Origin of the sequence: Streptomyces sp. NPDC058701, assembly GCF_042715295.1 — a bacterium.
GTDB lineage: Bacteria > Actinomycetota > Actinomycetes > Streptomycetales > Streptomycetaceae > Streptomyces.
In genome coordinates, this window is the sequence record NZ_JBHXSY010000038.1 from 1 (window position 1) to 22226 (window position 22226).

Annotated in this window: 19 protein-coding genes; 11 read left to right on the top strand and 8 right to left on the bottom strand. The window is 72.2% G+C overall.

Annotated features, from left to right (window positions below):
* From ACFWW8_RS29800 to ACFWW8_RS29810, 3 genes are all read right to left on the bottom strand, one after another.
* The coding region (locus ACFWW8_RS29800; protein ID WP_386533502.1) for an NADH-quinone oxidoreductase subunit C at window positions 1-640 on the bottom strand (640 nt) is incomplete at its 3' end.
* Entirely contained in the window at window positions 637-1227 is a 591-nt protein-coding gene (locus ACFWW8_RS29805; RefSeq protein WP_386533505.1) for an NADH-quinone oxidoreductase subunit B, read from the bottom strand. The genes ACFWW8_RS29800 and ACFWW8_RS29805, both read right to left, overlap by 4 nt.
* A complete protein-coding gene (locus ACFWW8_RS29810) occupies window positions 1218-1625 on the bottom strand; it encodes an NADH-quinone oxidoreductase subunit A (protein WP_386533508.1) in 408 nt (135 codons plus the stop codon). Before ACFWW8_RS29810 ends, ACFWW8_RS29805 begins: the two co-directional genes overlap by 10 nt.
* A 146-nt stretch (window positions 1626-1771) precedes the next feature.
* Here ACFWW8_RS29810 and ACFWW8_RS29815 point away from each other — a divergent pair, with 146 nt between their 5' ends.
* From ACFWW8_RS29815 to ACFWW8_RS29835, 5 genes are all read left to right on the top strand, one after another.
* The gene (locus ACFWW8_RS29815; protein ID WP_386533510.1) at window positions 1772-2980 is read left to right on the top strand and encodes a sensor histidine kinase; all 1209 of its coding nucleotides are present in this window, start codon (window positions 1772-1774) and stop codon (window positions 2978-2980) included.
* A 583-nt stretch (window positions 2981-3563) separates the two neighbouring features.
* Window positions 3564-4874, top strand: coding sequence for a sensor histidine kinase (locus ACFWW8_RS29820; RefSeq protein ID WP_386533513.1), 1311 nt, complete (start codon window positions 3564-3566; stop codon window positions 4872-4874).
* A gap of 367 nt (window positions 4875-5241) precedes the next feature.
* On the top strand, window positions 5242-5901 hold the full coding sequence (locus ACFWW8_RS29825; RefSeq protein ID WP_324290260.1) for a response regulator transcription factor: 660 nt from the start codon (window positions 5242-5244) through the stop codon (window positions 5899-5901).
* Window positions 5902-6053: 152 nt separating this feature from the next.
* Entirely contained in the window at window positions 6054-7997 is a 1944-nt protein-coding gene (locus tag ACFWW8_RS29830; RefSeq protein WP_386533515.1) for a 2-oxoacid:acceptor oxidoreductase subunit alpha, read from the top strand.
* Window positions 7990-9093 carry a 2-oxoacid:ferredoxin oxidoreductase subunit beta gene (locus tag ACFWW8_RS29835; protein WP_386533518.1) on the top strand — a complete coding sequence of 368 codons (1104 nt, stop codon included), beginning with the start codon at window positions 7990-7992 and terminating at the stop codon, window positions 9091-9093. The genes ACFWW8_RS29830 and ACFWW8_RS29835 overlap by 8 nt, the downstream gene beginning before the upstream one ends.
* Before the next feature lie 274 nt (window positions 9094-9367).
* Here ACFWW8_RS29835 and ACFWW8_RS29840 read toward each other — a convergent pair whose 3' ends face one another.
* Window positions 9368-10648, bottom strand: a complete 1281-nt coding sequence (locus tag ACFWW8_RS29840) for a cation:proton antiporter (RefSeq protein ID WP_386533519.1) — start codon at window positions 10646-10648, stop codon at window positions 9368-9370.
* A 167-nt stretch (window positions 10649-10815) separates the two neighbouring features.
* Between ACFWW8_RS29840 and ACFWW8_RS29845 the strand changes: the two genes are divergently transcribed.
* The 4 genes from ACFWW8_RS29845 (at window position 10816) to ACFWW8_RS29860 (ending at window position 15107) form a co-directional block, all read left to right on the top strand.
* Complete coding sequence (locus tag ACFWW8_RS29845; protein ID WP_386533520.1) at window positions 10816-11160, top strand: hypothetical protein; 345 nt, start codon at window positions 10816-10818, stop codon at window positions 11158-11160.
* A gap of 483 nt (window positions 11161-11643) precedes the next feature.
* The gene (locus ACFWW8_RS29850; protein ID WP_386533523.1) at window positions 11644-12498 is read left to right on the top strand and encodes an SDR family oxidoreductase; all 855 of its coding nucleotides are present in this window, start codon (window positions 11644-11646) and stop codon (window positions 12496-12498) included.
* Between the two features lie 147 nt (window positions 12499-12645).
* Window positions 12646-13590 carry an EamA family transporter RarD gene (gene rarD, locus ACFWW8_RS29855; protein ID WP_386533526.1) on the top strand — a complete coding sequence of 315 codons (945 nt, stop codon included), beginning with the start codon at window positions 12646-12648 and terminating at the stop codon, window positions 13588-13590.
* 200 nt (window positions 13591-13790) lie between these two features.
* Window positions 13791-15107, top strand: a complete 1317-nt coding sequence (locus ACFWW8_RS29860) for a M28 family metallopeptidase (protein WP_386533528.1) — start codon at window positions 13791-13793, stop codon at window positions 15105-15107.
* 118 nt (window positions 15108-15225) lie between these two features.
* On the opposite strand, the gene ACFWW8_RS29865 is transcribed toward ACFWW8_RS29860, so the two are convergent.
* The 4 genes from ACFWW8_RS29865 to ACFWW8_RS29880 all read right to left on the bottom strand — a co-directional run bounded on the left by ACFWW8_RS29865 (window position 15226) and on the right by ACFWW8_RS29880 (window position 18383).
* A complete protein-coding gene (locus ACFWW8_RS29865; RefSeq protein WP_383925952.1) occupies window positions 15226-15642 on the bottom strand; it encodes a hypothetical protein in 417 nt (138 codons plus the stop codon).
* Window positions 15639-15842, bottom strand: a complete 204-nt coding sequence (locus ACFWW8_RS29870) for a hypothetical protein (protein ID WP_386533531.1) — start codon at window positions 15840-15842, stop codon at window positions 15639-15641. The genes ACFWW8_RS29865 and ACFWW8_RS29870 overlap by 4 nt, the downstream gene beginning before the upstream one ends.
* A gap of 109 nt (window positions 15843-15951) precedes the next feature.
* The gene (locus ACFWW8_RS29875; RefSeq protein ID WP_386533534.1) at window positions 15952-17154 is read right to left on the bottom strand and encodes an outer membrane lipoprotein carrier protein LolA; all 1203 of its coding nucleotides are present in this window, start codon (window positions 17152-17154) and stop codon (window positions 15952-15954) included.
* A gap of 218 nt (window positions 17155-17372) precedes the next feature.
* Entirely contained in the window at window positions 17373-18383 is a 1011-nt protein-coding gene (locus ACFWW8_RS29880) for a polyprenyl synthetase family protein (RefSeq protein WP_386533537.1), read from the bottom strand.
* Window positions 18384-18573: 190 nt separating this feature from the next.
* On the opposite strand from ACFWW8_RS29880, the gene ACFWW8_RS29885 reads away from it, so the two are divergent.
* Window positions 18574-20091: a peptide MFS transporter gene (locus ACFWW8_RS29885; RefSeq protein ID WP_386533539.1), complete on the top strand. Its 1518-nt coding sequence runs from the start codon at window positions 18574-18576 to the stop codon at window positions 20089-20091.
* A gap of 21 nt (window positions 20092-20112) precedes the next feature.
* Window positions 20113-22116 (top strand): CocE/NonD family hydrolase, encoded by a 2004-nt coding sequence (locus tag ACFWW8_RS29890; RefSeq protein ID WP_386533541.1) that lies wholly within the window; start codon window positions 20113-20115, stop codon window positions 22114-22116.
* Window positions 22117-22226 lie beyond the last annotated feature (110 nt).

Below are 22226 nucleotides of genomic sequence, written 5' to 3' on the forward strand. Positions count from 1 at the left end.
GGGCGGCGCCGGCCGCGCCCGCGGCGCGCGCGCCGCGGGCCGGGCGGGCCGGGGCCGGCGGGAGCTGTCCCTTCATCGGGCCCCAGTCGTTGGGGTCCGGGACGCCCGGCGGAAGCATCTGGCGGCGCTTCGGACCGTCGGGGTCGGCGCCCTCGCCCGGCTCCTTGGCACCCGGCCAGGCCTTGGCGACGCGCGCCGCCAGGACGAAGTCCTTGCGCAGCGGGTGCCCTTCGAAGTTCTCCGGAAGGAGGAGCGGGACCAGGTGCGGGTGGTCGGTGAAGACCACCCCGAACATCTCGAAGGTCTCGCGCTCGTGCCATTCCGCCCCCGCGTAGACGGCGACGGCGGAGGCCAGCTTCGGTGCCGTGTGCGGGACGGTGGTGCGCAGCAGCAGGCGGCGTACGCGGTGGTTCTCCAGCGACACGACGTGCGCGCAGATCCGGAAGCCGGTGCCCGGCTCGTCGACCGCGCTCAGCCAGTCGAAGTACGTGCAGCCCAGCTTGTCCCGGGCGATTTCGAGGGAGGGGATCCAGGAGCCGAGGGGGACGTCGACCGTCAGGACGTCGTACGCGTACGAGCCCACCGCCTCCTCGCCGAAGACCGTGGACGCCGCGTCGGGCAGGGAGTCGTAGAGGTTCACGCGCCGGCTCCCGGGGCGGGCGGGGGCGTGACCAGGCCGCTGGTGAGCTGCCCGACGGACGGGGACTGCGCGTAGCGCTCCGCCAGGGACTCGCGGGCGATCTTCTCCTGAAGCTTGAGGATGCCCTGGAGGAGCGCCTCGGGGCGCGGCGGGCAGCCCGGTACGTAGACGTCGACGGGGATGATCTGGTCGACGCCCTTGGTCACCGAGTACGAGTCCCAGTACGGGCCGCCGCAGTTGGAGCAGGCGCCGAAGGAGATGACGTACTTCGGCTCCGGCATCTGCTCGTACAGCCGCTTGACGGCCGGGGCCATCTTGTCGGTGACGGTACCCGAGACGATCATGAGGTCGGCCTGGCGGGGCCCGGGCGCGAAGGGGATGACCCCCAGGCGGATGAAGTCGTGCCGGGCCATCGACGCGGCGATGAACTCGATCGCGCAGCAGGCGAGGCCGAAGTTGAAGACCCACAGGCTGTAGCGGCGGCCCCAGTTGAGGACCACCTTCATGGGCTCGGGGGCGAGGCGGGAGAGCACGCCGAGCCGCTTCGGCTCGGGGAGCAGCTCCGGCCGGGCCGGTGTCACGTCCATTCGAGGACGCCCTTCTTGTACGCGTAGAGCAGGCCGACGGCCAGGAAGCCCAGGAAGACGAACATCTCCACGAGCGTCGTGGCGCCGTAGCCGGCGGCGGCGAACACGGTCGCCCAGGGGAACAGGAAGATCGAGTCGACGGCGAAGACGACGTAGAGGAAGGCGTAGACGTAGTAGCGGACCTGGGTGTGGGCCCAGCCCTCGCCGACCGGGTCGACGCCGCACTCGTACGTCAGCAGCTTCTCGGGGGTGGGCACGGAGGGCCGCAGCAGACGGTTCGCGGTGAAGGCCACCGTCACGAAGAGCACACCGAGGACGGCGAGCAGGCCGACGACCGAATAACTCCGGAAGTAGTCCGCGGCGAGCACGGTCACGGTCGATACCGTTGGTTCGGACACGTCCGTCTTCGCTCCTCGGCCGCTGTCGACGATCTGTTACGGACGGGAGTCTAGGGCCTGCCTTCCGCGGGGTGGGGTTATCCCCCGTTCACAGCACCCCGGCCACCCCATGGCATCAGCCGGGGCCGCTTGGCAGGCTGTGCCGCATGACCGCGAGCGATCTGACCAAAGAAGCCGCCGGCGACGACCGCCCGCCGCCCGTACGCCCCGCCTTCGGCGCCGTGACGTGGAAGGAGATCGCCCACCTGCTCAGCAATCTGCCGGTGGCGCTGGTCGGTTTCGTCTACGCGGTGGTCATGGTCAGCGTCTCGGGCGGTCTGTCCGTGACCGCGGTCGGACTCCCGCTGCTCGCCGGCGGTCTTTTCCTGTCCCGGCAGCTGGGACGGCTGGAGCGGGGCCGGGCCCGGGCGCTGCTCGGGGTGCGGGTGGACGAACCGAGCCCGATCCCCGGGCCGCAGCGCACCGGCGGCTTCTTCCCCTGGCTGTGGACGACCCTCAGGGATCCGGTGGCCTGGCGGACGGTGCTGTTCGAGCTGATCCGGCTGCCGTGGGGGGTGCTGACCTTCACCGTCGTGCTGACCGGGCTGTTCGTGCTGTGGCCGGTGCTGCCGTACGTGGTGCGGGCGCTGGCGAACGTGGACCGGGCGATGGTACGGGGGCTGCTCTCGCCCTCCGACGAGCTGGAGCGGCGGATCGCGGAGCTGGAGTCCGACCGGGGGGTCGTCGTGGACACGGCGGCGGCCGACCTGCGGCGCATCGAGCGGGACCTGCACGACGGGGCGCAGGCCCGGCTGGTCGCGCTGGCGATGGGGCTCGGCCTGGCGAAGGAGAAGCTGCTGGAGGACCCGGAGGGCGCGGCGGCGATGGTCGACGAGGCCCACGGGGAGGTGAAGCAGGCGCTCCGCGAACTGCGGGACCTTGCGCGGGGGATCCACCCGGCCGTGCTGACCGACCGGGGGCTGGACGCGGCGCTGTCGTCGGTGGCCGCGCGGTGCCTGGTGCCGGTGAAGGTGGCGGTGGACCTGCCGGCGCGGCCGGCGGAGGCGATCGAGGGGATCGCGTACTTCGTGGTGTCGGAGCTGCTGCAGAACGTGAGCAAGCACGCGGGCGCGCGGAGCGCGGGCGTGGAGGTGTGGAAGTCCGGGGCGCGGTTGCTGATCCGGGTCTCGGACGACGGTCGCGGTGGGGCCCGGCCGGCCGGTGGTACGGGCATGGCGGGGCTCGCGGAGCGGCTGGAGGCGGTGGACGGGGTGTTCGTCGTGGACTCCCCCGAGGGCGCGGGGACGGTGGTCACGGCGGAACTGCCGTGGCGCGACCGGGCCGCCGCGCCGGGACCGCCGGTCCGGGTGCACTGACCGGGCCGCCGCGCCGGAACCGCCGGCCCGGACACACCGACCGGGCCGGGGCCCGACCGGGCGCATGGCCGCGGGACTCCGGTCCCGCCCGACCGCCCGACCGCCCGACCGCCCGTAGCGTGACCGTGGGACTCCCGTCCGGGGTGTGGGCGGGGGTCCTTCTGCGTTCCCCGGCCCGGCCCGCCCCGGCAGGGGCTCTGCGGCGGTGGGGCTCTACAGGGGGGTACGGCCCGGTGCCCGGCGGAGGCGGCCGGCCCGGCCCCGGAGCCCCGGCGGAGAACAGCGGCGCGGCCCGGCTCCCTGCGGGGCCGCGGAACCCGGCACCGGCCCGGAAGCCCGGCCCCGGCCCGGAGCCCTGGCGGGGCCGCGGGGCCGCGGAACCCGGCACCGGCCCGGAAGCCCGGCCCCGGCCCGGAGCCCTCGCGGGGCCGCGGGGCGCTGCCGCCCGGGTTCTGGGTGGGGTTATCCCCCGGATGGAGAGGCCCACCCGCCGCATGGTTCGGCGGGGGCCCGGACGGCAGGGTGGAGGCGTAAGGAAGCAAGGAAGCACGGGCGGGTTCGGCGGAGAGGGCGGGTCGGAATCATGGGCAACGGCGAGGGCGGCGGCGGCACGGGGGGCGGGTTCGGCGCGGTACTGCGGGCTCCGCTCGCGGCGCGGACCTGGCGCGAGTTCGGGTACCTGCTGAGCGGGATGCCGCTGAGCGTCCTGTACTTCTCGCTGGCGGTCACCGGGGTGAGCCTCGGCGCGGGGCTGCTCGTCACCTTCCTCGGCATCCCGGTCCTGGCGGGCGTACTGGCCATGTGCCGCGGGTTCGGCCACCTGGAGCGGGCGCGGGTCCGCACGCTGCTCGGGGTGTCTGTCGCCGATCCCGCGCCGGTCCGGCCGAAGAAGAGCGGGGCGCTCTCCGCGATGGGCGCGCTGCTCAAGAGCGGGAGCGCCTGGCGGCACGTGCTGTACTGCCTGGTCCACTTCCCGTGGGCGGTGTTCGGGTTCGTGGTGGCAGTGGTGTTCTGGGCGGTCGGCTGGACCTACCTGCTGTACCCGCTGTGGTTCTGGGTGATCCCGGCCTTCACCGACGAGCCCGGTCTTCAGCTGTTCCAGAACGGCGACTACGCCTACTACCTGGACTCCCCCGCCGCGATCGTCCTGACCTCGCTGGTCGGGCTGGTGTTCACGCTCGCCACCCCGTGGGTGTTCCGGGCCCTGACCACCATCGACCGGGTCCTGGTCGGCGGGCTGCTCGGGCCGTCCCGGCTGGACACCCGGGTCGTCGAGCTGGAGTCCGACCGGGGGGTCGTCGTGGACACCGCCGCGGCCGACCTCCGGCGCATCGAACGCGACCTGCACGACGGGGCGCAGGCCCGGCTGGTGGCGCTGGCCATGGACCTGGGGCTGGCGAAGGAGAAGCTGCTGGAGGACCCGCAGGCCGCGGCTCGGATGGTGGACGAGGCCCACGGGGAGGTGAAGACCGCCCTGCGGGAGCTGCGTGACCTGGCTCGCGGGATCCATCCGGCCGTGCTGACCGACCGGGGGCTGGACGCGGCGCTGTCCGCGGTGGCCTCCCGGTGCGCGGTGCCGGTGCGGGTGGCCGTGGACCTGCCGGCGCGGCCCGCGGCGGCGATCGAGGGGATCGCGTACTTCACGGTCTCGGAGCTGCTGCAGAACATCAGCAAGCACGCCTCGGCTCGGTCGGCCGCGGTGGACGTGTGGAAGTCCGGGGAGCGGCTGCTGATCCAGGTCTCCGACGATGGCCGGGGCGGCGCGGACCCGGTGTCCGGGACGGGGCTGGCGGGCCTGTCGGAGCGGCTGGACGCGGTGGACGGCGTCCTGGTGGTCGACTCGCCCGCGGACGGGGGCACGACGGTGACCGCGGAACTCCCCTGGCGGTCGTGACCCCCGCACACCCCGGCCGGTCGTGACCCCCGCACACCCCCGGCCTGTCGTGACCCCCGCACACCCCCGGCGGCAGCCGCCCGCGCTCCCCCTCCGGGCGCAGCCCCCCGCACACCCCCGCCGGTCGCGGCCCGCGCTCCCGCAGCGGCCCCGAGACCGCGCCCCGACCGCCCTGGCGGCTCCCCCGCCGGGGGGCCGCCGGGCGGGCCGGGGCCGCGTGCGGTTCCTCCGTATGTGAAAACTCCCCCCGTACCCGCACCCGTTGTCCCGGCTCTGCCTTGATCCGGGCTTGAGGCTGGGATGCTTGGCTGAGCCGGGTAGTACGGGTACGAGTGGACGCGGGAGCTGCTGAATCGTGGAAGACAGGGTGCGGGTGGTCATCGCCGAGGATTCGGTGCTGCTGAGGGAGGGCTTGACCCGCCTGCTGACCGACCGGGGGCACGACGTCGTCGCCGGCGTCGGGGACGCCGAGGCCCTGATCAAGACGGTGGACGAGCTGGCCGCGGAGAACGCGCTGCCGGACGTGGTGGTGGCCGACGTACGGATGCCGCCGACCCACACCGACGAGGGCGTACGGGCGGCCGTCCGGCTGCGGCGCGACCATCCGGGCATAGGCGTGCTCGTGCTGTCGCAGTACGTGGAGGAGCAGTACGCGACCGAACTGCTCGCCGGTTCCTCCACCGGGGTGGGGTATCTGCTCAAGGACCGGGTGGCCGACGTGCGGGAGTTCCTCGACGCGGTGGTGCGGGTGGCCCGGGGAGGTACGGCCCTGGACCCCGAGGTCGTCGCGCAGCTGCTGGGCCGCAGCCGCAAGCAGGACGTGCTGGCGGGACTGACCCCGCGGGAGCGCGAGGTCCTGGGGCTGATGGCCGAGGGACGCACCAATTCCGCCGTGGCGAAGCAGCTGGTGGTGAGCGACGGCGCGGTGGAGAAGCACGTCAGCAACATCTTCATGAAGCTGGGTCTGTCCCCGAGTGACGGGGATCACCGGCGCGTACTGGCCGTTCTCACCTATCTGAAGTCCTGATCGACTGACACTTTGTCAGACATGGCATACCGGCCGGGTCGTCTCAAGGTACGGTCCGACGGTCCAGAATGTGGCCGCTCCAGGGGAGTGCACTCCTACGGACGTAGGGTGGATTCCAAGGGGTGCCCACGCCTCGAAGGAGGTCCAGTTCAGTGACCAGCCAGGTCAGCAGCCCGGCCGAGCAGGCCGACGGGGCCGGGGATGCGGTTGTCGGCGGACAGCGCACTCCGGCGGGTCCGGGCGGCAAGGAAGTACGCCGCCTCGATCGTGTGATCATCAGGTTCGCGGGCGACTCGGGTGACGGCATGCAGCTCACCGGTGACCGGTTCACCTCGGAGACGGCGTCGTTCGGCAACGACCTCTCGACGCTCCCGAACTTCCCCGCCGAGATCCGCGCCCCCGCCGGAACGCTTCCGGGCGTCTCCTCCTTCCAGCTCCACTTCGCCGACCACGACATCCTGACGCCCGGCGACGCGCCGAACGTGCTGGTGGCGATGAACCCCGCGGCCCTCAAGGCGAACATCGGGGACGTGCCCCGCGGCGCGGAGATCATCGTCAACACCGACGAGTTCACCAAGCGCCCCATGGCCAAGGTGGGCTACGAGACCTCCCCCCTCGACGACGGCTCCCTCGACGCCTACAACCTCCACCCCGTGCCGCTGACGACCCTCACGGTCGAGGCGCTGAAGGAGTTCGGGCTCTCCCGCAAGGAGGCCGAGCGCAGCAAGAACATGTTCGCGCTGGGCCTGCTGTCATGGATGTACCACCGGCCCACCGAGGGGACCGAGAAGTTCCTGCGGCAGAAGTTCGCGAAGAGGCCGGACATCGCGGAGGCCAACGTCGCCGCGTTCCGGGCGGGCTGGAACTTCGGCGAGACCACCGAGGACTTCGCGGTCTCCTACGAGGTCGCGCCCGCCACCCGCGCCTTCCCGACGGGCACCTACCGCAACATCTCGGGGAACCTGGCGCTGTCCTACGGGCTGATCGCGGCCGGCCGCCAGGCCGATCTGCCGCTCTACCTGGGCTCGTACCCGATCACCCCGGCCTCCGACATCCTGCACGAGCTGAGCCGGCACAAGAACTTCGGCGTACGGACCTTCCAGGCCGAGGACGAGATCGCCGGCATCGGCGCCGCCCTGGGGGCGGCCTTCGGCGGCGCGCTCGCCGTGACGACCACCTCCGGGCCGGGTGTGGCCCTGAAGTCGGAGGCGATCGGGCTCGCGGTCTCGCTGGAGCTGCCGCTGCTGATCGTGGACATCCAGCGCGGCGGCCCGTCCACGGGCCTGCCGACCAAGACCGAGCAGGCCGACCTTCTCCAGGCCATGTACGGGCGCAACGGCGAGGCTCCGGTCCCGATCGTGGCCCCGCGCACCCCGGCGGACTGCTTCGACGCCGCCCTGGACGCGGCCCGGATCGCGCTCGCCTACCGGACGCCGGTGTTCCTGCTCTCGGACGGCTACCTCGCCAACGGTTCGGAGCCCTGGAGGATTCCGGACGTCGACGACCTCCCGGACCTGAAGGTCCCGTTCGCCGCCGGGCCCAACCACGAGCTGGCCGACGGCACCGAGGTGTTCTGGCCGTACAAGCGCGACCCGGAGACCCTGGCCCGCCCCTGGGCCGTGCCCGGCACCCCCGGCCTCGAACACCGCATCGGCGGGATCGAGAAGCAGGACGGCACCGGCAACATCTCGTACGACCCGGCCAACCACGACCTGATGGTCCGTACGCGCCAGGCCAAGGTCGACGGCATCGCCGTCCCCGACCTGGACGTGGACGACCCGGACGGGGCCCGCACGCTCGTCCTCGGCTGGGGCTCGACGTACGGCCCGATCACCGCCGCCGTCCGCCGGCTGCGCGTGGCCGGCCGGCCCGTCGCGCAGGCCCACCTGCGCCACCTGAACCCCTTCCCGAAGAATCTGGGCGAGGTCCTGGGGCGTTACGACAAGGTCGTGGTGCCGGAGATGAACCTCGGACAGCTCGCCACTCTGATCCGGGCGAAATACCTGGTCGACGCCCAGTCGTACAACCAGGTCAACGGAATGCCGTTCAAGGCGGAGCAGCTCGCGACGGTCCTCGAGGAGGCCATCAATGACTGAGGTGACCGACGCCCCCCACCCGACGCCGACGCCACCGCCGACGCCACCGCCGACCCTGCTGTCCCTCGTGCCGAAGGCCGAGGCCAAGCAGTCCATGAAGGACTTCAAGTCGGACCAGGAGGTCCGCTGGTGCCCGGGCTGCGGTGACTACGCGGTCCTCGCCGCCGTGCAGGGCTTCATGCCCGAGCTGGGGCTGGCGAAGGAGAACATCGTCTTCGTCTCCGGCATCGGCTGCTCCTCCCGCTTCCCGTACTACATGAACACCTACGGGATGCACTCCATCCACGGCCGCGCCCCGGCCATCGCGACCGGGCTGGCCACCTCGCGCCGCGACCTGTCGGTGTGGGTGGTGACGGGGGACGGCGACGCCCTCTCCATCGGCGGCAACCACCTGATCCACGCGCTGCGGCGCAACGTCAACCTCAAGATCCTGCTGTTCAACAACCGGATCTACGGCCTGACGAAGGGGCAGTACTCCCCCACTTCCGAGGTCGGCAAGATCACCAAGTCGACCCCGATGGGCTCGCTGGACGCGCCCTTCAACCCGGTGTCCCTCGCGATCGGCGCGGAGGCCAGCTTCGTCGCCCGGACCGTCGACTCGGACCGCAAGCACCTGACCGAGGTCCTGCGCCAGGCGGCCGACCACCAGGGCACGGCACTGGTGGAGATCTACCAGAACTGCAACATCTTCAACGACGGCGCCTTCGAGGTCCTCAAGGACAAGGACCAGGCCGAGGAGGCCGTGATCCGGCTGGAACACGGGAAGCCGATCCGGTTCGGCGCCGACGGGGCCAAGGGCGTGGTCCGCGATCCGGCCACCGGAGACCTGGAGGTGGTCGCCGTGACCCCGGAGAACGAGGGGCGGATCCTGGTCCACGACGCGAGCGGCACCAGCCCCACCCACGCGTTCGCGCTGTCGCGGCTGGCCGACCCCGACACGCTGCACCACACCCCCATCGGGGTCTTCCGCAGCGTCGGACGGCCGGTCTACGACACCCTCATGGCCGAGCAGCTCGACACGGCCGTCGAGCAGAGGGGCAAGGGCGACCTCGGTGCCCTGCTGACCGGCAACGACACCTGGACCGTCGTCGGCTGAGCCGCACGGCGTCCGCACCGGTGCCCGGCCCTCCCGAAGCGGAGGTCCGGGCACCGGTGCGTCCGGGAACGGGCGCGCACGAGAACGGGTGCGTACGGGAACGGGCGCGCACGGACCCGTCGCGGACCTGGCGCTCAGCGCGACCGGTACGGGCGCCGGCCTTGCCGGCCGCTGTGCGGTCAGAGGCGGAGGATGACCAGGGGTGTCGTCGGTGATGCCGACGGGCGGGATCAGGTCAGCCGGGAGGGCGTCGGCGAGAAGGCCGCTGAACCCCTCAGTGTGGGCCGTCGTCCCGCGCGAGGGCGTTCTCCCGCAGGTTCGGTTCCTTGCGGAGTGTCCGGGTGAACCACGTGCCGTAGCGGTCGCCCAGGAGGGGAGCCGATGCTCCATGGAGCATGATGCTCAGACCCACGGTCACGGCGATGACGTCACTCAGCAGGGTTCCCCCCGGCAGATGCTCTTCGAGGGCGAGCAGGCCGAACACGAGGGAGGCGAGCCCCCGCGGGCCGAACCAGCCGATGTACGCGAGGGAGGCGGGGCGCAGGCCGGTGCCGGCCAGGGCGAGTGCGACGGGCAGCATCCGGATGACGGTCAGGCTGAGCAGCGCGTAGAGGACCATGCGCCAGTTCAGGTGCTGGAGTGTCGGTCCCAGGATGACCGCGCCGAAGACGAGGAAGCTCAGTGAGGCGAGGAGGAGGCCGAGGCGTCCGGTGAACTCGGTGCTCTGCGCGGGGTCCGAGTCCCGGGGAGAGGTGTCCAGGTCGGCGGGGGTGCGCAGGTGGATGCCGAAGGCCAGGCCGGCGGCCCAGGCGCCGATGAAGCCGCTGCCCTCGACCGTGACGCACAGGACGTACGCGATGACGGGGACGGCGAGTACCAGGAACTGCCGCCAGTCGGAGCCGCTCCACCCGCGGGCGAGCGACCAGCGCAACAGGCTCGCCCCGGTCCAGCCGGCCGCGATTCCGATCGCGCCGCTCAGCAGCAGCGCGCGCAGGAACGTCTCGGCCACGCCCGGATGGTCGTGGCCCCCACCCGCCGCCGCGAGTGCCAGGACGAAGAACGGAAGGGCCAGGCCGTCGTTCAGACCGGATTCGATGGTCAGGCCGCCGCGGACCAGCCGGGGCACCCGCTTGTTGGAGAAGGCCTGCTGCCCGAGTGCGGCGTCCGTCGGTGCGAGGATGACGGCGGCCAGGGCCAGCTCCCACACGCTCAGGCCGGGCAGCAGCGGCCAGGCGACCAGCCAGCCCAGAGCCATCGTGACCGGCAGGCCGACCACGAGCAGCCGCAGCGGCAGGAACTTCTCCCGGCGCAGGTCCCGGGCCCTGATCCCCGCCGCGTCCGCGAACAGAAGGAGCACCAGCGCGCTCTCCAGGAGCGTCCGCGTGACCTCGGGATCCGTCGCCCGGTCCAGCAGGGACAGTCCCAGCGGGCCGATCGCCAGACCGACGAGCATGAAGACCAGCGGTCCCGAGAGCACCGTGGTCGACAAGCGGCGCGAGAGCGCCCCATAGCCGACGACCGCACCCCCCGCGATCACGACGGCCCAGCCGTTCATCCGTACTCCTCACGCCCGTCTCGCGCAGAGAGGCGAGGTCCGACCCTACGGCGGCGCGGGTCAGGTCTGCGGGAACCGTGCCCTGAACGCCCCCGGCCCGGCCCGGTCGGCCCAACGCGGCCACGGGCGCGGGCGGCGGCCCGCCCTCGTTGGTGGGCATCGCTTTGGTGGCCGGATCGCCCGGCGCGTGGGCGTTCACCCCCGGCCTGCTGCTGATCGGACTGGGCCTGGGAGTGATGCTCACCCCGTCGGTCAACGTGGTCCGGTCGTGTTGCCCCGAAACGCAGCAGGGCGAAATCTCCGGCCTGTCGCGCAGCATCTCCAACCTCGGCTCCTCGCTCGGCACGGCCGTGGCGGGCACGATCCTGGTGTCGGGGCTGAGCACGGGCGCGTACGCGGCGGCGATGGCGGCGCTCGCGGTCGTCGGCGTGGGCGGGTTGATCGCCGGGACTCTGCTGCCGCGCGCCGGCCGGGCCGGGACGGAGACCTCGTCAGGGGCGCCGCGACAGTGACCCGCGCCGCGCGCACCGTCAGCCGGTGATGCCCTCGACGCGGTCGAGCTCCTCGTCCAGGGCGAGGGCCGCGTCGATCAGGGCCAGGTGGGTGAACGCCTGCGGGAAGTTGCCCCGCTGCTCGCCGGAAGGGCCGATCTCTCAGTAAGCCGCTACTGCGTCGAACACGCCCCCTGCCCCGTACTGGTGGTGAGAGACGACGAAAGGCCCCACCTCGGACAACAGCTCCTCGGCGCGTCCTCGCCGCCCACGACGGGGACTTCGTGACCGGGTCGGACTCCCAGATCACGATCGCCGGTAGCCGTCGTCCTGACGTCCGGGCCATCGGCGCCCCGCTGTGCCTCGCCGGGACGCCGTGATCATGTGCGCGCCCTCAGCGACTGGCCGCGATGACGTACACCCGGAACCGGCCAATGCACTTTCTAAAAGTTAGCGCTTACCGTAGGGTGGCTACTACCGCCCCGCCCTACGAGGAGAGCAATCATGAGCATCGTCGTCACCGGAGCCACCGGATCCCTCGGCCGTCTCGTCGTCGAAGAGCTGCTGGCCCGCGTCCCCGCCGACCGGGTCGCCGTCGTCGTCCGCGACCCCGGGAAGGCCGCCGACCTGGCCGGGCGCGGCGTGGACGTCCGCCTCGCCGACTACGACGACCCCGCCGCCCTGGCGGACGCCTTCCACTCCGGCGACCGGGTGCTGCTCGTCTCCGGCAACGAGATCGGGCGCCGCGTCGCCCAGCACACCGCCGTGCTCAAGGCCGCCCGGGCCGCGGGCGTGGCGCAGCTCGCCTACACCGGAGTCCTCGGCGGCCCCGAGGCCGACTTCGACCTGGCCGCCGAGCACCGGGCCACCGAGCAGGCCGTCCTCGACTCCGGGGTGCCGTACACCTTCCTGCGCAACGGCTGGTACCACGAGAACTACACCGGACAGCTGACCGGCGTCCTGGAGCGGGGCACCGTCCTCGCCAGCGCGGGCGAGGGCCGGGTCGCCTCCGCGGCGCGGGCCGACTACGCCGCCGCCGCGGCCGTGGTGCTGACCGGAGAGGGCCACCTGAACCGGGCCTACGAGCTTTCCGGGGACACCGCCTGGAGCCTCGCGGAGTACGCCGCGGAGCTGTCGGCGCAGACGGGCCGGGAGATCACGTACACCGCCGTCCCGGCCTCCGAGCACCTGGCGGTCCTGACCGGCGCCGGGGTCCCCGAGGCCTTCGCGGCGATCCTCGTCGACGTGGACGCGGCGATCGCGCGCGGCCGCCTGGCGGGCACCTCCGGGGACCTGGCCCGCCTGATCGGGCGGCCGACGACCCTGCTGGCCGAGGCCGTGCGCACCGCCCTGGCCTGATTCCGGCCGCGCCCGGGCCCCACCCCGGGCCCGCGGCCGACACGGCGACCCCCGGGCTGTCATGAGTCTCCTGCGGGAACGGGCATGACATCCGGCCCGCGCGGCGTTACCGTCGTGAGGTTGGCCGGAAATCGCACAGGAGGACCCGTGAAGCCACGGACCGAGCAGCGCACGGGTTTGCTCAGCGGCTTCGCCGCATACGGCCTGTGGGGGCTGGTCCCCCTGTTCTGGCCGCTCCTCGAGCCGGCCGGCGCGATCGAGATCCTCGCCCACCGCATGGTGTGGTCCCTCGCCGTGGTCGGGATCGCCCTGCTCGCGCTGCGGCGCTGGGGCTGGATACGGGGGTTGCTCCGCCAGCCGCGCAAACTCGTCCTGACGACGCTGGCCGCCTCGGTCATCACCGTGAACTGGGGCCTGTACATCTGGTCCGTCAACAGCGGCCACGTCGTCGAGGCGAGCCTCGGCTACTTCATCAATCCGCTGGTCAGCATCGCGATCGGGGTGCTGGTGCTCGGTGAGCGGCTGCGCCGGGTGCAGTGGGCGGCGGTCGGGATCACCGTCGTCGCCGTGCTGGTGCTCGCCGTCGGGTACGGGCGCCCGCCGTGGATCTCGCTGATCCTGGCCTTCTCCTTCGCGACGTACGGCCTGATCAAGAAGAAGCTCAACATGGGCGGCCTGGAGTCCCTCGCCGTCGAGACGGCCGTGCTGTTCCTGCCCGCCCTCGGCTACCTGCTGTGGCTGGGCACACAGGGCCGGTCCACCTTCGCCTCGCAGGGGGCCGGGCACACGGTGCTGCTCGCCGCCACCGGGCTGGTCACCGCGATCCCGCTGGTGTGCTTCGGGGCGGCCGCGATCCGGGTCCCGCTGTCGACCCTCGGCCTGCTCCAGTACCTGGCCCCGGTGTTCCAGTTCGGGCTCGGCGTCCTCTACTTCCACGAGGCCATGCCGCCCGAGCGCTGGGCCGGATTCGCCCTGGTGTGGGCGGCGCTCGCCCTGTTGACCTGGGAAGCGCTGCGCACGGCGCGCCGCTCGCGGGTACGGCTCGAAGTCGCCCCCGTCGCGGTGGCGGCGCCGGCCCGCGAACCGGCGTAACCGCACGCACAACGCCCCCACGATCCCCGGTACGGAACTCCCGTACCGGGGATCGTCCGTTTTCCGAACTGACCTGACCGGATTGTGGTCTTGACGGACAGTCATGCTCTCGCTGAACATCAGGCTCGCACTGACGCACTATCGCTCACCCGCTCTACCGCTCGTTCCGTCAAATCCCCGCGGAATCCCGGAGCCCCCACATGAGCCTGTCCGTCTCCCGGCGCCTCGCAGCCGTGACCGCATTCGCGGTCGCGGGCCTGTTCGCCTCCACCGCCCCCGCCGCACTGGCCGCCCCCTCGGCGGTCACCGCGGCGCCGACGCCGCCCGACATTCCGCTGGCCAACGTCAAGGCCCACCTGTCGCAGCTCTCGACCATCGCCGCGAACAACGGCGGCAACCGCGCGCACGGCCGGCCCGGCTACAAGGCCTCGATCGACTACGTGAAGGCCAAGCTCGACGCGGCGGGCTTCACCACCACGCTGCAGACCTTCACCTCCAGCGGCGCCACCGGCTACAACCTCATAGCCGACTGGCCGGGCGGCGACCCGAACTCGGTCCTGATGTCCGGCGCCCACCTCGACTCGGTGACGTCCGGCGCGGGCATCAACGACAACGGCTCCGGCAGCGCGGCCGTCCTGGAGACCGCCCTCGCCGTCTCCCGGGCCGGCCTCCAGCCCACGAAGCACCTGCGCTTCGGCTGGTGGGGCGCGGAGGAGCTCGGCCTGATCGGGTCGAAGTACTACGTCAACAACCTGCCGGCCGCCGAGCGCTCGAAGTTCGCCGGGTACCTGAACTTCGACATGATCGGCTCGCCGAACCCGGGCTACTTCGTCTACGACGACGACCCGACCATCGAGCAGACCTTCAAGAACTACTACGCGGGCCTCGGCGTCGCGACGGAGATCGAGACCGAGGGCGACGGCCGCTCGGACCACGCGTCCTTCAAGAACGTGGGCATCCCGGTCGGCGGCCTGTTCACCGGCGCCAGCCGGACGAAGACCGCGGCCCAGGCCCAGAAGTGGGGCGGCACCTCCGGTCAGGCCTTCGACCGCTGCTACCACTCGTCCTGCGACTCGCTGACGAACATCAACGACACCGCCCTGGACCGCAACGCCGACGCCGTCGCCTACGCGGTCTGGAACCTCGGGGCCTCCACCCCGGTCCCGCCCGGCCAGTCGTTCGAGAACACCGCGGACGTGAACATCCCGGACTCGCCGGCCGCCGCGGTCACCTCGCCGATCACTGTCTCCGGCGTCGCGGGCAACGCGCCCGCCACCACCAAGGTCGACGTCAACATCGTCCACACCTACCGCGGTGACCTGGTGATCGACCTGCTCGCCCCGGACGGCACGGCCTACCGGCTGAAGAACTCCGCCTCGGACTCGGCCGACAACGTCATCGCCTCGTACACGGTCAACGCCTCCAGCGAGGTCGCCAACGGCGTCTGGAAGCTTCAGGTGAAGGACGTGGCCGCCCAGGACGTCGGCTACATCAACAGCTGGAAGATCACCTTCTAGCACCCGGCCGCAGGTACCACCGGCAGCCGACCGCCCGGGCCGCCGCCGCTCACCCCGCCTCCCCGGCGCGGGAGCGGCGGCGGCAGCCGCGTACGGGGCCCGCCGGGCGTACGGGGTGCTACGCACCCTCCGTGCGGGACCGCAGCGAGGCCGACAGCGGCTCCTGTATGCGGGCGCGCAGTTCCGCGGCCACCCCGGCCACGTCCACCCGGCCGAGCTTCGCCGCCTCGACGAGATCGCCGAGGACCTCCGGGGAGGGGAGCTGCTCGGCTCCGGCCACGCGCAGGTACGAGCGGGTCGCGGCGGCCGCGTAGAACTCGTTCATCGGCGATTCCAGCGCCGGGCACACCGCGAGGGTGTGCAGAAACGCAGCGGCCCGCCACGCGGTGTCCGGGGCGGGCTGTTCGGGTACCAGGACGAGGTCGTTCTGGTGCCGGGCGACCGCGGCGGCCACCCCTGAGGGGTCCCACACCGCGGGATCGGACGGGAGATGGTGGGCCAGGGCGGTCCAGGCCCATTCCATGGTGATCTTCAATTGCCGAACCGCTCCTGGAAATAGCCCCAGTGGTCGGCGAACTCCTCGATCCCGGAGAGGAAGTCCTTCCGGTCGTCGTCGAGTTCGCGTTCCGTGACCTCGGTGATCAGCGCGGTGACCGTCGTTCCCAGCGCCGCCGCGCGCGCCTTCAGGCGTTCGTGGAAGTCCTCGTCCAGGCGGATGGTGACGTGTCTCGACATCCCACCACCGTACAGCGGGGGCGGGCGTGCGCAGGAGGGCTACGGCAGAAGGGTGGCCCGGGACACAGGTCCCGGGCCACCCCCGTCGTGCGTGCGGCCGCGCGCCGCCCTACTTGGCCGTGTCGGCCGTCTTGACCAGCTGGTCCTTGGTGACCGCGCCGACGTAGACCGTGCCGTCGTCCGTGATCAGGGCGTTGACCAGGCGGGTGGACAGGATCCGGCCCTCGCCGAACTTCCCGGTGACCTTCTCCCCGAGGGAGTTCAGGAACTGCTTGGCCTCCTTCGGGGTGTTCTTGTCGTTCTCCAGGTCCTTGAGGTTCGCGCCCGCGCCGGTGTCGATCCGCGCGACGGTCGACCAGCCCTCGCCGAGGACCTTCACGTCGCCCTCGCCGTTCCCGCCGGCCAGCTGGCCGAGGCCCGGGAAGGACTCCAGGGCCTTGAGGCCCTTGTCGTGGGCGTCCTTGCCCGCCGCGGGCCCGTCCGCGCCCTCGGTCACCTTGGCGCCCTTGGGCGGGGTGAAGGCGAAGGTGTCGGCCGCCGGCTTGGTGAAGGCGATCTGGGTGAAGCCCGCGTCGGCGATGGGCTTGCCGCCCTGGGCGGAGAGCAGCTGGACGCGCAGCGGCACGCCGTTCTTCGCGTCCACGGCGATCTTGATCGAGCCGACCGTGGAGCCGGTCTGCTTGGGCTTGAGCACGAGCTGGTAGGCGTCCCGCCCGGCCACCTGCGCGGTGTCGCCGACGCTGACGTCCGTCGTGGTCCCGGCGGCCTTCAGGACCTCCTGGGCCAGCTGCTGGGGCGAGGCGCCGCCGAGGCGGTCGCCCGTCTTGTGCTCCCCGGCCCCGGCCTTGTCCGCGTTCTTCTCGTGGAAGACCTCGTTCGACTGGGAGTCGTAGCCCCACACGTCGTTGCCGTTGTGGATGAGGCTGTACTCGTCCTTGCCGTCCAGGAAGGTCAGCTTCTGGCGGTCCGGGCCGTCGGCGGCCACACGGACGGTGTGCGTGCCGTTCGCCAGCTGGGCGACCTTGTCCTCCGGGTCGGCCGATCCGCCCGCGACGCCGCCGCCGCCGAGCAGCCCGGTCGCGAGCTTCGGCAGGCCCAGGTCGGTGCTGATCTTGGCCGTGCCGGACAGCTGCTGTACGTCCGATGCCGCGATCTTCTCGATAAGCTCCTGCGCCGTCACCTTGGGCAGGTCGGGTCCCGCGGCGTTGGCGAAGGCCGGGACCATCGCGATGGTCGCCGCGGCCATGCCCGCCACCGCTACCGGTACGCCGTACCGGGCGACCTTGCGAGAAGTCTTCGTGTTCGCTGCCATGTCAGTGCCCTGCCCTCTGTGTCGACGGCGGCGACCCCCGTGTCGCCGCGCTCACCCGATCTGGTGGGGTTGATGACTCCATCTGACCAAATCGACGGCTCCGGGGCGTCAGCCCCCGGACGCAATTGCGCGTACGACCGTGGGATGACACGGCGCGGGGGCCCCTGCTCCGACCCGTAGGGGTCGGAGCAGCGGAGGGACACGTTCCGCCGGCGGCATCAGCCGGCGCGGTGCACCACGGCGTCGCACAGCTCTTCCAGGGCCGACTTCGCGAAGCACTCCGGCAGCGGCGCGAGCGTGGCGCGCGCGTCCTCCGCGTACCGGACGGTGTCCCGGCGGGCCTGCTCCAGCGCCGGGTGCGCCCGCAGCCGGGTCAGGACCTCGGCGTGCCGGGCGTCGTCCGTCAGGTCGGCGTCCAGGAGCCGTACGAGCTCCAGGTCCTCGGCGCGCCCGTCGCGCGCCGCGATCTCGCGCAGCCGCAGCACGGGCAGGGTGGGGATGCCCTCGCGCAGGTCGGTGCCGGGCGTCTTGCCGGACTCGTGCGCGTCGGAGGCGATGTCGAGGACGTCGTCGGCGAGCTGGAAGGCGGTGCCGAGGCGCTCGCCGTACTGGGTGAGGATGTCGACGACCGACTCGTCGGCGCCGGACATCAGCGCGCCGAAGCGTCCGGAGACGGCGATCAGCGAGCCGGTCTTGCCCGCGATGACGTCGAGGTAGTGCGCGACGGGGTCGCGGCCGTCGCGCGGGCCGGCGGTCTCCAGGATCTGTCCCGTGACCAGCCGCTCGAAGGCCTCGGCCTGGATGCGCACGGCCTCGGGACCGAGGTCGGCCAGGATGTGCGAGGCGCGGGCGAACAGGAAGTCACCCGTCAGAACGGCCACCGAGTTCCCCCAGCGGGCGTTCGCGCTGTCCACGCCGCGGCGCACGTCCGCCTCGTCCATGACGTCGTCGTGGTAGAGGGTCGCCAGGTGGGTGAGCTCGACCACCACGGCGGACGGCACGATCCCGGGCGCGTACGGATCGCCGAAACGGGACGCGAGCATCACCAGCAGCGGCCGGAACCGCTTGCCGCCGGCCCGCACGAGGTGCTGCGCGGCCTCGGTGATGAAGGGGACTTCGCTCTTGGTGGCCTCCAGCAGACCCGCCTCGACGGCGGCAAGTCCCGCCTGGACATCGGTCTCAAGAGCCTGGTCCCGCACGCTCAGTCCGAACGGCCCGACGACGGTCACGAGGGGTACTCCTGTCTGCTGACGATCACGCTGACGATCACATGGATTGTCGATGTGTCGCTGCCATCACTCAAGCCAGCGTATCCGGTCTGTTTTCGATCACGGAGAGCGCCTGTCCGGCCGCGACCCGCGCAGCGCCCGAAGAGCACCGGTATGTTCTTCAGGAGCCGATACAAGCGGAGAATTCCTTTTGTCCAGAACTGCGTCCGACACAGACGAAATCCCGGAGCCGGAGGCAGGCCAGCCGCCGCCCGAGGACGCCCGCGCCTTCCTCGGCCACCCGCGCGGTCTCGCCACCCTGTCCGGGCTGGAGGTCTGGGAACGCTTCTCGTTCCTCGGCATGCAGGCCATCCTCGTCCTCTACTTCGCGGACGCCGTGTCCGACGGCGGCCTGGGGATGAACCCGGGCACCGCGGCCTCCGTGTCGGCGGCCTACGGGACCATGGTCTACCTCGTCTCCGTCGCGGGCGGCTGGCTCGCCGACCGCATCCTCGGTTCCTACCGGGCCGTGCTGTGGGGCGGGATCCTGATCGCTTGCGGCCACTACGCCATGGCGGTCCCCACGACCGCCATGACCTGGGTGGGCCTCGGCCTGATCAGCGCCGGAACCGGCCTGCTCAAGCCCAACGTGGCCACCATGGTGGGGAAGCTGTACCGCACCGACGACGACCGGCGCGACGCCGGCTTCGCGCTGTACTACATGGCCATCAACATCGGCGCCTTCGCCGGCCCGCTGATCACCGGCTGGCTCGGCGAGCACCAGGGCTGGCACTGGGGCTTCTCCGCGGCCGCCATCGGCATGACCTTCGGCCTGATCCAGTACGTCGCGGGCCGCCGCCACCTGGCCGGGCGCAGGCACTCCGCCGAGTTCGCGCTCGCGCCGGCCGCGATGCGCCGCGCCGTGCGGCGGATCGTCGCCGGGTGTGTCGCGTTCGCCGCGGCCGCCACCCTTCTGGCCTTCGCCGGCCTGCTGACGATGGACCGCTTCGTCGACCTGCTCACCCTCGTCTCGGTGATCGCCCCGGTCGTCTACTTCGCCGTCATGTTCCGCAGCCCGCGGGTGACGGCTCAGGAGCGCGGCCGGCTGCGCCCGTACGTCGTCCTCTTCCTCGCCTCGGTCGCCTTCAACTTCATCCTCTTCCAGGCGTACTCCACGATGATGCTGCTGGCCTCCACCAACGCCCGCACCACCCTCCTCGGCTTCGACTTCCCCGCGAGCTGGTACGCCTCCGCGCTCGGCGCCTTCGAGGTCGCGCTCGCCCCGGTCGTCGCCGCACTGTGGGCCAGGATGGGCCACCGTCAGCCGCACGCTTCCAACAAGATCGCGATCGGTGTGATCCTCGGCGGCCTGTCGTTCCTCCTGATGGTCGTCCCGACCTCGGGGCACGACAGCGACGCCTACCGGATGGCCGCCTGGTGGATCGTCGGCTCCTACCTGCTGCTCGGCCTCGGCGACGTCCTGCTGGAGACCTCGGGCATGTCGGCCACCACCAAGCTCGCCCCCAAGGCCTTCAGCAGCCAGACGATGGCCCTCTGGTTCCTCTCCCTGGCCCTGGCCAACGGCATCCAGGCCCAGGTCGTGAAGGTCTACGACCAGGTTTCCCACCCCGTGTACTTCGGCGTCAACGGTGCCCTCGCCGTGGCCGCCGGCCTGGCCGTCCTCGCGCTCGCACCCTGGCTGCGGCGCACGATGCACCCCGTCCACTGAGGCGATTGGCGACCCCACCCGATGATCATCCGCACCGACCTCCCGTACGAGACCACCCGCGAGGATGTCCGGATCCCGCTGTCCGACGGCGTCGAGCTCTACGCCCGGATCTGGCGCCCGGTGACGGACGCGCCCGTCCCCGCCCTGCTGGAGTACCTCCCCTACCGGCTCACCGACTGGACCACGCCCCGCGACTGGCAGCGCCACCCCTGGTACGCGGGCCACGGCTACGCCTCGGTCCGGGTGGACGTGCGCGGCCACGGGTGCAGCGGGGGCCGCCCCGGCGACGAGTACGACGCCCGCGAGCTGGCCGACGGGGTCGCCGTGGTCGAGTGGCTGGCGGCGCAGCCGTGGTGCTCGGGCTCGGTGGGCATGTTCGGGATCTCCTGGGGCGGCTTCAACAGCCTCCAGATCGCCGCGCTCGCCCCCGAGGCGCTGAAGGCCGTCGTGACCGTGTGCTCGACCGACGACCGCTTCGACAACGACGTGCACTACATGGGCGGCTCGGTGCTGGCCGTGGACATGCACGCCTGGGCGGCGACCATGCTGGCCTTCGCCGCCCGCCCGCCGGACCCGCTGTACGCGGGCGACGGCTGGCGGGAGCAGTGGCTGGACCGCCTGGAGGGCGTGGAACCGCTCGTCCACACCTGGCTCTCGCACCAGACCCGGGACGACTACTGGCGCCACGGCAGCGTCTGCGAGGACTACGCGGCCGTCGGCGCGGCGGTCCTCGCGGTGGGCGGCTGGCACGACCCGTACCGGGACACCGTGCTGCGGCTGGTCGAGCATCTGCCCGCGGACCGGGTCCGGGGGCTGATCGGCCCGTGGTCGCATCAGTACCCCGACCGCGGACTGCCGCCGGGCCCGGCGATCGGCTTCCTCCAGGAGACCCTGCGCTGGTGGGACCACTGGCTCAAGGGTGAGGACACCGGGGTGATGGACGAGCCGCTGCTGCGCTCGTGGATCAGCGACTCGCACCCGCCGGCCACCGTGTACGAGGAGCTGCCCGGCCGCTGGGTCGGCGAGAAGGCCTGGCCGTCCGCATCGGTGATCCCCGTCCCGTACGGGCTCCAGGGCGCGCCGGTCGAGGTCGCCTCACCGCAGCACACCGGGCTGGACGCGGGCCGGTTCTTCCCCTTCGGCAACGAGGCCGACCTGCCGCCCGACCAGCGCGAGGAGGACGCGAAGTCGGCCTGCTTCGAGTTCCCGGTGGGCGAGGGCGAGCCGGTGGAGATCCTGGGCCGCCCCGCGGTGACCCTGCGGCTGCGGATGGACGTCCCGTACGGACAGGTGGTGGCCCGGCTGTGCGACGTGGCTCCGGACGGCTCCTCGACGCTCGTCACGCGGGGCGCGCTGAACCTGTCCGCGCGCCACGGCCGGGACCGGGCCGTCCCGTGGCCGACGGGCGCGTACGAGGACGTGTCCTTCGAGCTGAACGGCATCGGGCACGCCTTCGCGCCGGGCCACCGGATCCGCCTGTCGCTGTCCTCCGCGTACTGGCCGTGGATCTGGCCGCGGGCCGGCTCCGAGGCGGGCTGGACCCTGGACCCGGCGGGCAGCGAGGTGACCCTCCCGGTGCGGGCGCGGTCCGCCGGGGACGGCGGGATCACCTTCGGCGAGCCGGAGCAGTCACAGCCGCTGGGCGTGGTCCACCCGGACACGCTGGACGGGCCCCGGCCCGAGCGGCTGGTCGTACGGGACGTCGCGCGCGGGACGTGGCGGCTGGAGGTGGACCCGCGGTACGGGGGCACGCGGCTCTATCCGGACGGGCTGGAGTTCGGCGAGGACGCGGTGGAGGAGTACGAGATCCAGGAGGCGGACGCGCTGTCGGCGACGACCCGGTCGCGGTGGAAGATCCGGCTGCGCAGGCCCGATCTAAGCTGGGACGCGCGGGTCGAGACCCGGTCGGAGATCCGCTGCGACGAGGGCGGCTTCCTGACGTCGAACGAGCTGGTGTGCCGGGAGGGCGACGAGGTCGTCTTCCACCGCACGTGGGAGCGCCGCCTCCCCCGCACGGCGGGCTGACGGGCCGCCCGGCCGCCGGCCGCATTCAGCCTCGCCTGCGGTCTGAGGTGCGGGGGCCCGGGAGCGGAGCCCCCGCAACGGCGCCGCGGGAAGGCGGTCGGTGGCACCGC

Bases quoted from the DNA above. Each gene is read 5' to 3' on its own strand.
- ACFWW8_RS29805 (WP_386533505.1), bottom strand. From the start codon at position 1,227: ATGGACGTGACACCGGCCCGGCCGGAGCTGCTCCCCGAGCCGAAGCGG.
- ACFWW8_RS29815 (WP_386533510.1), top strand. From the start codon at position 1,772: ATGACCGCGAGCGATCTGACCAAAGAAGCCGCCGGCGACGACCGCCCG.
- ACFWW8_RS29820 (WP_386533513.1), top strand. From the start codon at position 3,564: ATGGGCAACGGCGAGGGCGGCGGCGGCACGGGGGGCGGGTTCGGCGCG.
- ACFWW8_RS29835 (WP_386533518.1), top strand. From the start codon at position 7,990: ATGACTGAGGTGACCGACGCCCCCCACCCGACGCCGACGCCACCGCCG.
- ACFWW8_RS29840 (WP_386533519.1), bottom strand. From the start codon at position 10,648: ATGAACGGCTGGGCCGTCGTGATCGCGGGGGGTGCGGTCGTCGGCTAT.
- ACFWW8_RS29850 (WP_386533523.1), top strand. From the start codon at position 11,644: ATGAGCATCGTCGTCACCGGAGCCACCGGATCCCTCGGCCGTCTCGTC.
- ACFWW8_RS29860 (WP_386533528.1), top strand. From the start codon at position 13,791: ATGAGCCTGTCCGTCTCCCGGCGCCTCGCAGCCGTGACCGCATTCGCG.
- ACFWW8_RS29870 (WP_386533531.1), bottom strand. From the start codon at position 15,842: ATGTCGAGACACGTCACCATCCGCCTGGACGAGGACTTCCACGAACGC.
- ACFWW8_RS29875 (WP_386533534.1), bottom strand. From the start codon at position 17,154: ATGGCAGCGAACACGAAGACTTCTCGCAAGGTCGCCCGGTACGGCGTA.
- ACFWW8_RS29890 (WP_386533541.1), top strand. From the start codon at position 20,113: ATGATCATCCGCACCGACCTCCCGTACGAGACCACCCGCGAGGATGTC.